Here is a 12,485-nt window from a genome sequence, read left to right as displayed (position 1 = left end):
ATGAAAAGTAATATTTTTACTATAGCCTTGTCACTTTTATCAGTGGCTGCGGTTGCTCAAAAAAGTGAAATTAAAGATGCTGGTGATGCCATAGATGATGGTAAATATGCCGAAGCTAAAACTCAATTAAAAACCGCTGAATCATTGCTTTCTGAAGCTAATGAGAAGTGGACAGAAAGGTTCTATCTCTATAAAGGTCAGGCTTATTTAGGAAGCGGGGAAAACGCTTCCCTTGAAGATTTGGAAATCGCCGCCGAAGCCTTTAAACAGGCTCAGGATTTAGGAAATAGTGATGAAGCTGTTCAGGGATTTGATCAGGTAAGAAATGCTTTGGTGCAAAGTGCTATTAACGATCAAAATACAGAGAACTATAAGAATGCAGCAGACAAGCTACATTATAGTTACCAGTTAAATAAGCAGGATACTCTTTATTTATATTACGCAGCAGCCAATTCTTTAAATGCGCAAGATTATACTACGGCATTAGAGTATTATGAAACATTAAAAGAGTTAGGTTTTGATGGTTCTGGTGTAGAATATCTTGCCACTAATGTAGAAACTGGTGAGGAAGAGGTAATGAATAAAGAACAGAGAGAGTTAATGCTTAAGACAGGTGAATATAAAGATCCTAGAGATCAAAAAATTCCATCTAAAAAGGGAGAGATAGCCAAGAACATTGCTCTAATTTACATTCAGGAAGGTGAAGACGAAAAAGCAATTGCTGCCATTAAGGATGCTAAAGAAGAAAATCCTGACAATGTTGCACTATTGCAAGCTGAAGCCGACGTTTATTACCGAATGGGGGATAAAGAAAAGTATAATGAGCTGATGCAGGAAATGGTTAAGAAAAACCCTAATGATCCAAATATATACTACAACCTTGGTGTAACTGCTGCTGAATTGGGAGATAACGAAAAAGCCATTGAGTATTATAAAAAAGCACTTGAGATAGATCCTGATATGACCAATGCCAGGATGAATATTGTAGTTGCTATCCTTGCTAAGGAGCGTAGTATTATTGATGAAATGAACGGTCTGGGAATGAGTAAGGAAGATAATAAACGTTATGAGGAGCTTGAAGAAGAACGAAATAAAATATATAAACAAGCCGTTCCTTACCTTGAAAAGGTGATTGAAGCCGACCCGGAAAACACTAATGTTATAAGAACAGCCATAAACATCTACAACCAATTAGGAGAAGATGAGAAGGCTAAAGCACTTAAAGCTAGATTACAATAATTAAACTTTAAATAAGCTATAAAAACCACCGGATATCCGGTGGTTTTTTTTTGTTCATTATTAAAGTCTAATGTTTAGAAACTCATCTCAAATCTCTTAAAAACTCATCAATATTTTTGGATCTTGTTTTTTATAGTCAATTATTCTTCATCTTTATTGCTTAAAAAAATTGTCTCATTACTATTTTTAGAAAAACCTTCGTTTCTTTAGGTTATTTGTTCTTTAATTTATTTTCTAAAATAAATTTGCATTATGCTGTGTTTCAGTTTGTTGTTATTTGCCCTTTATATGGTGCTTTAACTGTTGGTAAATTGTAGTTGTTTAGTTGTAGAACTTACTTTATATTCAAGCGCTAATACCCCAAACCCTACATGTTTTATGAGTACAGATATTTTGTTTAATCACGATCCCCAACGTGTTAAAGAAGTAAACCGGTATGATTTATCTACCAATATTGATGAAGAGGACTTAAAGTTTCTAAGTAACATGGCAGCTGAAATATGCAAAACCCAAAGTGCCCTTGTTTCACTAATAGCAGAAGATACACAATGGATTAAAGTTACGCATGGGATGGACTTAGATGTAAGGCAATTTCCACGAGAGTTTACTTTCTGCAATTATACCATAGCGAATTTAGAGGAAGTTACCATTGTAGAAGATGCCAGAAAAGATGAACGATTTAAAGATAATGTTTTTGTAACTGGAGAGAATCCGGTAATTTTTTACTCTGGAGTTCCGCTTATCAATGAGCGGGGTTTTGCTGTTGGGACTTTATGTGCTATAGATAGTAAACCCGGAAAACTAAGTGCTTTACAACAAGAGCGGCTTAAAAAGCTCTCTAACCAGGTGATGAAATCTTTAGAACTAAAGCGAAAAACATTAGAATTAGAACGCTTAAATGATAGCCTAATACAAGAGAGAAAGAAGTATCAGTACGTTACTAAAGGTACAGAGACAGCTACTTTTGAATGGAGCATTAAAAAAGATAAACTTGAGTTCAACAATGTTTGGCAAAAACTATCAGGCTATCAGCAAGATTATTTTAAAGGTAAGGGAATAAAATTTTGGAAGAGCCTGGTGCATCCCGACGATGTAGAAACGGTACAACAACGGCTTAACGACCATTTTAATGGAGATGAAAAGATATTTAGTTGTGAATTTCGTTTTAAGCATCAAACAGGTAAATGGATATGGATTTCCAGTCAGGGAAAGGTTTTTACCTGGGGAGCAAGAAACAGGCCTATTAAAATGTATGGCTTACATCAGGATGTTACCGCAAAAAAGGATAAAGAATTTGAGACTCTTTATCGCCAAAATTTATTAGATGCACTATACCAGCTTTCTCCTCTAGGAATTGCGCTGAACGATTATGAAACTGGAAATTTCCTGGAGGTTAATTCAAAATTAGTGGCACCTACGGGCTATACTAAAAAAGAATTTATAAATTTAAGCTATTGGGATCTCACTCCCGAGGAATATGCAAATTCTGAAAAAGAACAAATACAACAACTAGATAAAGTTGGGTTTTATGGTCCCTATGAGAAGGAATATATTAAAAAAGACGGAACCAGGTATCCTGTATTGTTAAAGGGAGTGCTTACGTATGATGCAACCGGAAAAAAGAGAATATGGAGCTTTGTAGAAGATATTTCAGAAAGAAAGCATGATGAAAAAATAAAGGAAGAGAGACTTGCTCGTATTGAAAATCTTTTTAATATTACAGAAAGTCAAAATGAAAGGCTCAAGAATTTTGCCCATATTGTTTCACACAACTTAAGATCACATTCCAGTGGTATTACTTTGTTGTTAGAATTTCTGCTTGATTCACATAAGTTTCTTGATGAAGATGAATCGTTTACCCATTTAAAAAATGCTTCTCGAAATTTAGATACTACAATACAGGATTTAAATGAGATAGTTGAGGTTAATATATCCGGACAGCAAAACTTTCAGTTTGTAAACTTAAAAACCACAGTTTCGAGAATGATTGAGAGTGTTTATGCACAATTAGAGTCAGAAAATGTAAGTATTCAGGCAAATATCCCCGAAGATATTGAGATTTATGGTTTAAGATCTTATCTTGAGAGTATTGTTATTAATTTTATAACCAACGGAATAAAATATAAATCATCTAATAGAGAAAGCTTTATTTATATAGACGCCAAGAAAGATCATATTGCGCAAACCATTAATATCACTTTTGAGGATAATGGTTTGGGTATAGATTTGAATTTACACGGGGAACGACTCTTTAAAATGTACAAAACTTTTCACGATCATAAAGACGCACGCGGAATTGGCTTATTCCTCACCAAAACTCAAGTCGAAACTATGAACGGGAAAATTGAGGTTGAAAGTAAAGTTGACGTAGGAACAAAATTTATAGTAAAACTACCTTATGAAAAAAATTAACTTAGCTTGCTTAATTGAAGACGATCCAATTCATATTTTCCTTTCTAAGAAATACCTGGAAATGACCGGAAGAATTGAAAATATAATGATTTGCCAAAACGGGAAAGAAGCTTATGATAAGCTTCAAGCTATCTTTACTTCGGGAGAGATACTTCCCGAGTTGATTCTTCTGGATTTAAATATGCCCATTTGGGATGGTTGGCAGTTTCTAGAAAAATTTAAAGACATTCCTATTCAATCTAAAATAACTATTTATATACTCACCAGCAGCATTAATGAAGCCGATAGAGAGAAAGCAAGGCATTTTAATAATGTGAACAATTATGTGGTAAAACCTATAAAACTGGAAACATTAATAGACTTGCTGGATGAAATGGATAAAGAGATAGTTAATAATCAAGACTAGTTTTAGCTTATCTATGTATAGAGTTTTAGAGACAAGGATGCTAATTTGTTAAAAATTTCTTATAAATCGCTTTTATAAGGCTTTAATAAGTAGGAGGAAAGCTTGGTAGTAGGTTTTATAATTTCTTTTTCGTATGTTACCCAATTATAAAATTATGAGATTATTTTTTTATTCTAAAAATTGATAAAAGCTTTAATAAGGAGATTTTGCCTTTCACTATAGGTTGGTTAACCTAATAAAAATTAAGAAAAATGATCTCCTGATTTATCTTATTGTTTTAGATAAAAAAGCAGTTTTAAGATTAAATACTATAGTATATTTAAACGTTAATTATGGGAAGACCTTCTACGAAACCTAAAGATTTAAGAGATGGATATTATATTGAAGTCCGCAATAAAAACCAACGAACCGGAATAAAAATTCGAAGGGACACCAGGGAACAATTGTTATTAGCAATTGAAGAGTACAAAGAAAGTAAAGAGGTTGTTGTATTGGGAAAATCTGAAAATGGGAAGATGAAAGATATCCCGGGCCTTTAACAGAAATATTTAATTAGCTTGGATTCTACGGAACCATCCAAGTTTTATCCCGATAGTATAGGATCTTCCGGGGCTTGCCTCGAAATACAAAAAAAATCCATTTAATGCCTCGTTGGTTTGCAACGAGGTATTTTAGTTTATTGTGTTTCGGATGTAATTGTTGTTTTGGATTCAATAAGGCATTGTACTAAAAAATAAACTAAGTAAAGCAACTCCAAAAAAAGAAAGCATTATTCTTTTAATTTGGCTAATGGGCTATAATTAATTTTTGGCACAAAAATCAGGTTATAGAAATGGCCAAGGTATAAAGAAGGTTTCCTCAATGATTTCACTTTAGGATTGCTGAATACTTCTTTAATAATTTTCTATTTTAGCACTTCATTAACATTCTATCTAATCTAAATTATGGCAGACGCAGTTAATTCTCCTAAAAAGGGCATGTTAAATAAGGCTCTTGACTTAGTTGAAAAGATGGGTAATAAATTACCAGATCCCGCAATTTTATTTTTTTATTTACTCATTTTTATATGGGTTTTATCGGCTTTTCTATCTCCTTTTGATTTTGGGGAAACTCATCCAATGACCGGTGATAGCCTTAATGTTCAAAATTTACTTACCGGAAATCAATTAGCCGAATTTCTTGCCAATATGGTAGATACTTTTGTGCTTTTTGCTCCTCTGGGAATAGTCTTGGTAGCTATGCTGGGTGTAGGGGTGGCAGAACATTCGGGCTGGATTGATGCTGGCCTTAAAAAGCTACTAAATTTTACACCCAAGAAATTACTAACTCCAATGCTTATTTTAATAGCCATTGTGAGTCATACCGCTGCAGATGCCGGTTATGTGTTGGTAATTCCATTGGGAGGTGTTATTTTTTACGCAGCCGGGCGCCATCCTTTAGCTGGTATTGCCGCTGCCTTTGCAGGGGTGTCTGGAGGTTTTTCTGCAAATTTTATCCCTTCGGCTATAGACCCGCTTCTTATGAGCTTTACTTTGGAAGCCGCCAGAATTATGGATCCTAATATTAATTTAAATCCATTAAATAATTGGTATTTTACCTCTGCTTCAACTTTATTAATAGTACTTGTGGGATGGTGGATAACCGATAAAATAGTAGAACCAAGGCTTGCCAAAGTGAAAATAGATGGAGATGAAGATCAAATGCCAAAAATGGAAAAGGTCTCGGCTAAAGAAAGTAAAGCTTTTTGGTTGGGATTCCTGACAATGGTTCTCGGGTTGGTTGGTTTGTTTCTATGGGCATATCCTGAAGATTCAGCTTTAAGAGGTCCCGGTATGGTTGATCCCGAGACTAAATCTCTTACTTCATTCCATGCACCTTTAATGAAAGCAATAGTTCCCTTAATATTTGTGTTACTATTAATTCCCGGATTGGTTTTTGGCTTCGTATCTGGAAAGTATAAATCTTCAGGAGATTTAATAAAGAGTATGACAAAATCTATGGAAAGCATGGGCTATTATATTGTTATGGCCTTTTTTGTGGCACTTTTTATAGATGCTTTTTCTCGTTCTAATATTGGGCTTTTAATAGCTATAAAAGGAGCTAATTTTCTTCAGGCATTAGATTTGCCGGGGCAGGTAACTATAGTTGGTATTGTAATTTTAAGTGCGTTTGTAAATTTAATGGTGGGTTCTGCATCGGCCAAATGGGCACTTATAGCACCTATTTTTGTACCTATGCTCATGCAATTGGGGATTTCGCCCGACCTTACTCAGGCGGCTTATAGAGTAGGGGATTCGGTGTCTAATATTATTACTCCTCTTTTACCTTATTTTCCATTAGTGGTTGTCTTTGGCCAGCGCTATGTCAAAGGTATGGGAATAGGAACCCTTATATCTATGATGCTACCTTTTTCGGCTATCTTTTTAGTGGCCTGGACTATTTTTCTTTTAGTTTATTGGTGGCTGGGAATTCCATTGAGTTTTGAAGCGAATTATCTTTATCCGGCATCATAAAACTGGATGAATTCTTATATACAAAAAAAGATGCTCAGCATAAGAGCATCTTTTTTCAAGTAATTAGTTAATACATGCCAAATAGAAACAGAATTCTTTGCTGATGTTTTACAGCAATTGAGAATCAAAAAGAGCTGTTGATTTTCAGAAGTTTTATAGTTCTAATTATCTTGATTTATACCTATTCTATAATATTTACCGCTATTGGCCGCTTCAAAAGCTTCATCAAGTTTTTTTAGAGGAAATTCTTTTCCAACTAATTTTTTAAAAGGGTATTTATGGTGGCAGGAAGCAAGGAAATTTATAGCTGTACCTAAGTCAGTAGGCGTATAGTTGTGTAGACCTTTAATTGATATGATTTTACGAACCACAGTCTCAGCATTAATTTGGGTCTTGGGTGCATTATAAACTGCGCCAACCCATATGGCGATACCTCCTAAACTTAGTAAATTAATCCCAGATTCCATAGCTTTTGGATTGCCCGTGGTATCAATTACTACATCAATTTTTTCATTGTTTAACTTGTTTTCAATGTCCAGATCACTTAAGGATGCTGAAAAGGTCTCTGTAGCACCAAAAGAGGTAGCATTTTTTAGTCGGTCGTTATTTATATCAATAGTGTATACATTTTTAGCACCTATTTCCCTGCTCATGGAACAGGCTGAAAGGCCAAGCATTCCAGCCCCAAAAACTAAAACGTTTTTACCATTAATATCACCAGCTAGGCGCAATGCCCCTGCTATGGTTGCGTGTGTGCAATTAAGTGGGGCAGCCTCACCAGGCACCAACTTATTAGATATTTTAAATACCGAAGATCCACCTCTTAAAAGGCAATGAGTTGCAAATCCACCACTTAGAGGAGAACCGTTTAGTATACTTTGATGCCCGTATTTAAATAAGTCAGGAGATTTTTGAGGAATTCCTATTTTGGCCATTGGGTTTTCAGGGCTAAATGCATATACAGACCAGGTGATTAAATCGCCTTCTCCAATGGGCTGGCCATTATAATCAGAGGTAATTGAATCTCCAAGTTTTGCGATCTTTCCAATAATTTCGTGTCCTAATATACTGGGGCTTGGAGAGTTTCTTCTGCCGTAATAGGTGTGTAAATCACTTGTACAAATAGTAGTATAGGTGATTTTTACAACAATTTCATCTGCTGCAGGATTGGGAATATTAGTTTCAAAATCTTCGAATGCCTGATTTGGCTTGTGGAATATTTTAGCCGTAGCTTTGGTGTTATTCATGGTGTTAAATAGTTATAAGGTAAACAACAAGCAATACAGATTCTGTGTTCAAATTATTGAGGGGAACATGGGGTTGCCTGCCATCAAAATAAAGCGAATCTCCTTCTTGGAGGTTAAAGGTTTTGTCCCCAAGCTTATAAGAGATATCACCTTTAATTAGATATATGTATTCATAACCTTCTGTGGTTACGCACTCTCGACTGGCATTTTTATCTAAGGTAAGTATCGATACTTCAAGTGAGACATTGTTAATAGAATGTGTAAGTACCGTTTCATATTTAAAACCTATAGAGTCTTCCTTAGAGGTTTCAGTACAATCTTCTCTCTTTATCATGATATATCCCGGGAATTTTTGGCCCTGGTCAACATCTTCAAAAAATTCATTAAGGTCAACTTCCAGTGTTTTGAGGATTTGTAAAAGCGTTGGAAAAGTTGGAAAAACACGGCCATTTTCAATTTTCGATAACATAGGAATACTAACCTCAGAGTAATTAGCAAGGTCACCGAGTTTCCAGTTTCTTGAAACCCGTAACTCCCTAATTTTTTTTCCAATCCATATGGTTATATGCTTATTTTCATTCATGCTGATAAATTTAAAAAAACAAATATAGTTTCTTAATAAGAAAATTTATTTACTTACATGAAAATTAACCTTTTGTTTATATTCACTTAATTTGATGTGAAGCCTTCAAGTTTACATTTGCCGTAAACAGAGAAAAATGGCTGAATTGAAAGAATTTAAGGATAAAATTATCAAATCAAGTTGGTTGAGTTCAGCTTGGATAATGATTGCTGCGTTTTTATGTTATACAGGGATGTACGCTGTTCGTAAATCATTTTTGGCAGGTCAATACGTTGATTTAGGGCTTAGTTTCGATGTAGATACAAAGGTAGTGCTAGTAATTAGTCAGGTGCTTGGATATATGTTGTCAAAATTTGCAGGCATTAAAATAATTTCAGAGATGGCTCCCGATAAAAGGGTGAAGTGGTTGGTAGGCCTTGTAGTTTTTGGGTTGTTTATGCTAGGCGCTTTTGCTGTGGTACCCCCACATTTAAAAGTGTTGGCTATTTTTCTAAACGGACTTCCCCTGGGAATGGTTTTTGGCGTAGTGTTATCCTACATAGAAGGTAGAAGGAACACAGAATTACTGGCAGCAGCATTAAGTACTACATTCATTTTTTCTACAGGTTTGGTGAAAACGGTGGGGGTTGTGTTAATTCAAGATTATGGAGTAAGTGAGTATACGATGCCTTTCGTAACAGGTTTGCTCTTTCTACCGCTGTTTTTAATAGCTGTGTGGATGCTTAAAAACTCTAAAAAAGTAGATGCGCTCGACATAAAGGAACGATCTGAACGTATACCAATGAATCGTGCCAGGAGAAGGGAATTTGTAAAAAAGCATGGAATTGGATTCGCCGGGCTGGTTATAGTATATGTACTATTGACTATTGTTAGGGATTTTAGAGATAATTTTGTGGTAGAGTTTTGGGCCGAACTGGGGTACTCCCAAAAGCCAGCGCTTATAACATTAACTGAAATTCCTGTAGCTGTTATTGTGTTGGTACTGACCGCTATGGGAATTCTTATCAGAAAAAATAAATTGGCATTTAATATAGGCATGGGGCTCACCATATTAGGAGCTTTAATTGTATTGTTGGCAACTCTTTTATTTGAAAATTCTTTGATTTCACCGGTTGCCTGGATGATTAGTACCGGTGTTGGAGTTTACTTGCCATACATCCTTTTTCATTGTCTAATTTTTGAACGCTTAATTGCATTTCTGCAATATAAAGGCAATATTGGCTTTTTATTTTATACTGCAGATGCTTTTGGTTATTTAGGGAGTGTCCTGGTATTGCTATTAAAAGAAGTGTTTAAATATAACCAAACTTGGGTGGAATTTTTTATAAACCTTAATATTAAATCTGCCATAGGAATGTTGGTGTTGATATCGCTAACCATGCTATATTTTAATATTACTAAAAGCTCCAAAAAAGTGCTTAGTGAGTTGGCTTAAAAGAATATTAATAACCATAATTAATTGTTGTAATAATGAAAATAAAAAATATATCTTATGTTTTACTGCTAATACTTTTGGTAACAGTTAGCTGTAATAGTGTAAAGTCTGTGGCGAATAGTAAGGTGCCCACTGCAAAAAGAGTAATGGTTTTAGGTTTAGATGGAATTAGTGTGGCAGGCTATAAAACAGCAAAGCACCCTAATTTGGACGAATTGTTCGGGAAAGGAATGATTTCGTTTAATACCCGAACTGTAATGCCTTCGGTTACCTTGCCCAACTGGACTAGCCACCTAACTTCTGGAGGCCCTGAGCAACATGGTGTAGATGGTAATGACTGGACCCTTGAAAAAAACAATATTCCTCCTGTTGAACAAGATGAAAACGGTTACTATCCTTCTATTTTTAAAGTGCTAAAAGAACAAATGCCTGTGGTTAAAACGGCATATTATTATAATTGGGCAAGCTTAATCAATCCCATTAACAAACGATATTTAGATGAAGTGAGGTTCCTTGAAAACGATGAATATCACCAAAATTATAAAAGTGCTGTGCAATTTGCAGAAACCTATAAAAACGATCCAAGCCTCATTTTTTTATATTCTGTACATACCGACCATGCCGGGCATAAGCATAAATGGATGTCTCAGGAATATATAAAGGCTATTGAAGAGGCCGATGAAGCTATCGGAAAATTAATAGAAGATATGAAGGCAAAGGGAATTTTTGAAGATACACATTTCATTTTATTAACCGATCATGGAGGTAGGGGACATGGGCATGGTGGAGTGAGTGAAACTGAAATGACAGTACCCTGGGCTATAGTGGGGCCACAAATTAAAAACGCTGCTTCTTTTCAGTCTCCCAATAGCAATACCAATACAGCCGCGGTTATTGCAAGACTTTTTGGCATAGATGATTTACCAGAGTCTTGGGTTGGTAAAATCCCATCTGGAATTTTTAAAAATTAAGTACCTGTTTTAGAAACTGTAGGTGTAGGAAAAAGATTGGTAGATAAATCGTCTAATAGCGTTCCCCACTCATGTAAACGAAATGTTGAATGGCACCTGTGAATAGTTTGAAATTAAAAGCTTAGGTAATGTCTACTCTTTTCTTTGTAAAGATAGTTGGCCCGTCGCGCTGAGCTATTTTTAGCAAAAGTAAATTTCAATGATAAGGGATAATGATGGTCATAACCCCTGGAAGATCGTATTAACTAACCTTATCTTGACTCAGGTTCCGTAAATTTAAATGCCTGAAGAGGTGTGATGTGTTGCAAATATTTGAATTTGCTAAAATTTTTATCTGAATTTTGAATATCTTGTCTGCAAATTAGACAGATGAAGGAATATATAATTGGTATAGGTAAGCGCATAAAGGAAATTAGAAAATCTAATAAAAAAACTATCAATGAGATAGCTTCTAAGGCAGATGTAAGTAATGGGCTCATTTCTAGAATTGAAAATGGAAGAACCATCCCCTCACTACCGGTATTATTTAATATTATTAAAGCCCTGGAAGTTGAAGTAACTTATTTTTTCTTAGGAATTCCTAATTCTAATGGATCTTCTTATATATTAACCAGGTCTTCTGAATTTTCAGTTATTGAAAAGGAAGATGATGCGCAAGGATTTCTATATAAATTTATTTTTAATAAACAGCTTTCTTCAATTGGTTTCGAAGCTGTGTTACTTGAGATTTCTCCTAATTCAAAACGCGATAAAGTTATTACTGAAGCTTTTGAATTTAAGTATATGGTAAGTGGAAGCTGTAATTATATAATTGGAGAAGACGAGGTTACTGTAAACGAAGGCGATGCCCTATTTTTTGATGGAAGAATACCGCATGTTCCGGTAAATAAATCAGATCAGAAAGCAAAAATGCTTGTAATGTATTTTTACTTATAGAAAAAGGCTTTAATCGATTTTAAGGCCTTTTTCTATAAGTACATCAAAAAAATATAAGTCTTATATTATAAGATAGCTTTTAATTCTGGAAGGGAATCTATTATATAATCTGGACTTGCCTTTTGAAGTTGGTCTCTGGTATGGGCGCCAGTAGTTACCCCAATAGAATAGATACAATTTGCATTTTTACCTTCTTCAATATCTATGATAGAATCACCCACTTTAACCACACTTTGAGAATTCGAGACTTTAAGTTTATCCATAATTAACGTAATCATATCGGCATTTGGCCTTCCGTTTTCTACATCAGATGCAGTAACCAATAAATCGATATCCTTTCCAGGCTCCCAACCCAATTTATCTATCAATAGATTAGCTGTTTTGGAATCATATCCCGTATTCAGTGCCACTTTAATCCCCTTGTTCTTTAGATAGATAAAAAGTTCTTTTGTGCCTTTATAGGTCGATAAATTTAAATCTTCATAGGCACTTTTTAGAAGCTCCTTAAAATCTTCAAAGGCCTTTTCTGCTAAATTTGTATCATAAACTTCTGCTTTGGCAAGAATATCAATAATGGCTTGTTTTTTTTCCTTTCCGGCCCCATGTTCAAGAACAAATTCAAGAGAGAAATCATAACCTGTGTTATGGATGGCTTTTCTTAAAGTTTTGTATACTACATTATTTTCATCTACGGTTGTTCCTGCCATGTCAAAAACAACAAGTTCAATTTTTTGATCGCTCAT

11 protein-coding genes are annotated in these 12,485 nt (G+C 34.8%); 8 read left to right on the top strand and 3 right to left on the bottom strand.

The window, feature by feature from the left end; translation table 11 throughout:
* The 5 genes from I6U49_RS14925 to I6U49_RS14905 all read left to right on the top strand — a co-directional run bounded on the left by I6U49_RS14925 (position 1) and on the right by I6U49_RS14905 (position 6,570).
* Complete coding sequence (locus I6U49_RS14925) at positions 1–1,239, top strand: tetratricopeptide repeat protein (protein WP_198629433.1); 1,239 nt, start codon at positions 1–3, stop codon at positions 1,237–1,239.
* A gap of 378 nt (positions 1,240–1,617) precedes the next feature.
* The gene (locus I6U49_RS14920; RefSeq protein ID WP_198629432.1) at positions 1,618–3,651 is read left to right on the top strand and encodes a PAS domain S-box protein; all 2,034 of its coding nucleotides are present in this window, start codon (positions 1,618–1,620) and stop codon (positions 3,649–3,651) included.
* Positions 3,638–4,057, top strand: coding sequence for a response regulator (locus I6U49_RS14915; protein WP_193709801.1), 420 nt, complete (start codon positions 3,638–3,640; stop codon positions 4,055–4,057). The genes I6U49_RS14920 and I6U49_RS14915 overlap by 14 nt, the downstream gene beginning before the upstream one ends.
* 332 nt (positions 4,058–4,389) lie before the next feature.
* Complete coding sequence (locus I6U49_RS14910) at positions 4,390–4,596, top strand: hypothetical protein (protein WP_193709800.1); 207 nt, start codon at positions 4,390–4,392, stop codon at positions 4,594–4,596.
* 405 nt (positions 4,597–5,001) lie between these two features.
* Positions 5,002–6,570: an AbgT family transporter gene (locus tag I6U49_RS14905; RefSeq protein ID WP_198629431.1), complete on the top strand. Its 1,569-nt coding sequence runs from the start codon at positions 5,002–5,004 to the stop codon at positions 6,568–6,570.
* Positions 6,571–6,731: 161 nt separating this feature from the next.
* On the opposite strand, the gene I6U49_RS14900 is transcribed toward I6U49_RS14905, so the two are convergent.
* Both I6U49_RS14900 and I6U49_RS14895 read right to left on the bottom strand, forming a co-directional pair.
* Positions 6,732–7,817, bottom strand: coding sequence for a zinc-binding dehydrogenase (locus I6U49_RS14900; protein ID WP_198629430.1), 1,086 nt, complete (start codon positions 7,815–7,817; stop codon positions 6,732–6,734).
* A 4-nt stretch (positions 7,818–7,821) separates the two neighbouring features.
* A complete protein-coding gene (locus I6U49_RS14895; protein WP_198629429.1) occupies positions 7,822–8,400 on the bottom strand; it encodes a helix-turn-helix domain-containing protein in 579 nt (192 codons plus the stop codon).
* 136 nt (positions 8,401–8,536) lie between these two features.
* Here I6U49_RS14895 and I6U49_RS14890 point away from each other — a divergent pair, with 136 nt between their 5' ends.
* The 3 genes from I6U49_RS14890 (at position 8,537) to I6U49_RS14880 (ending at position 11,742) form a co-directional block, all read left to right on the top strand.
* Positions 8,537–9,835 carry a DUF5690 family protein gene (locus I6U49_RS14890; protein ID WP_232804739.1) on the top strand — a complete coding sequence of 433 codons (1,299 nt, stop codon included), beginning with the start codon at positions 8,537–8,539 and terminating at the stop codon, positions 9,833–9,835.
* 35 nt (positions 9,836–9,870) lie between these two features.
* Positions 9,871–10,806, top strand: coding sequence for an alkaline phosphatase family protein (locus I6U49_RS14885; protein ID WP_198629428.1), 936 nt, complete (start codon positions 9,871–9,873; stop codon positions 10,804–10,806).
* Positions 10,807–11,175: 369 nt separating this feature from the next.
* A complete protein-coding gene (locus I6U49_RS14880; RefSeq protein ID WP_198629427.1) occupies positions 11,176–11,742 on the top strand; it encodes a helix-turn-helix domain-containing protein in 567 nt (188 codons plus the stop codon).
* 65 nt (positions 11,743–11,807) lie between these two features.
* Here the strand turns inward: I6U49_RS14880 and I6U49_RS14875 are convergent, their stop codons facing one another.
* The gene (locus I6U49_RS14875) at positions 11,808–12,485 is read right to left on the bottom strand and encodes a phosphonatase-like hydrolase (protein WP_198629426.1); all 678 of its coding nucleotides are present in this window, start codon (positions 12,483–12,485) and stop codon (positions 11,808–11,810) included.

This window comes from Salegentibacter maritimus (assembly GCF_016236915.1).
Lineage (GTDB): Bacteria > Bacteroidota > Bacteroidia > Flavobacteriales > Flavobacteriaceae > Salegentibacter > Salegentibacter maritimus.
The sequence above is the reverse complement of the archived record's forward strand: the minus strand, read 5'-3'. Positions and strand labels throughout refer to the sequence as shown.

Bases quoted from the DNA above. Each gene is read 5' to 3' on its own strand.
- I6U49_RS14890 (WP_232804739.1), top strand. From the start codon at position 8,537: ATGGCTGAATTGAAAGAATTTAAGGATAAAATTATCAAATCAAGTTGG.
- I6U49_RS14905 (WP_198629431.1), top strand. From the start codon at position 5,002: ATGGCAGACGCAGTTAATTCTCCTAAAAAGGGCATGTTAAATAAGGCT.
- I6U49_RS14875 (WP_198629426.1), bottom strand. From the start codon at position 12,485: ATGAGCGATCAAAAAATTGAACTTGTTGTTTTTGACATGGCAGGAACA.
- I6U49_RS14925 (WP_198629433.1), top strand. From the start codon at position 1: ATGAAAAGTAATATTTTTACTATAGCCTTGTCACTTTTATCAGTGGCT.
- I6U49_RS14915 (WP_193709801.1), top strand. From the start codon at position 3,638: ATGAAAAAAATTAACTTAGCTTGCTTAATTGAAGACGATCCAATTCAT.
- I6U49_RS14885 (WP_198629428.1), top strand. From the start codon at position 9,871: ATGAAAATAAAAAATATATCTTATGTTTTACTGCTAATACTTTTGGTA.
- I6U49_RS14900 (WP_198629430.1), bottom strand. From the start codon at position 7,817: ATGAATAACACCAAAGCTACGGCTAAAATATTCCACAAGCCAAATCAG.
- I6U49_RS14880 (WP_198629427.1), top strand. From the start codon at position 11,176: ATGAAGGAATATATAATTGGTATAGGTAAGCGCATAAAGGAAATTAGA.
- I6U49_RS14910 (WP_193709800.1), top strand. From the start codon at position 4,390: ATGGGAAGACCTTCTACGAAACCTAAAGATTTAAGAGATGGATATTAT.
- I6U49_RS14920 (WP_198629432.1), top strand. From the start codon at position 1,618: ATGAGTACAGATATTTTGTTTAATCACGATCCCCAACGTGTTAAAGAA.
- I6U49_RS14895 (WP_198629429.1), bottom strand. From the start codon at position 8,400: ATGAATGAAAATAAGCATATAACCATATGGATTGGAAAAAAAATTAGG.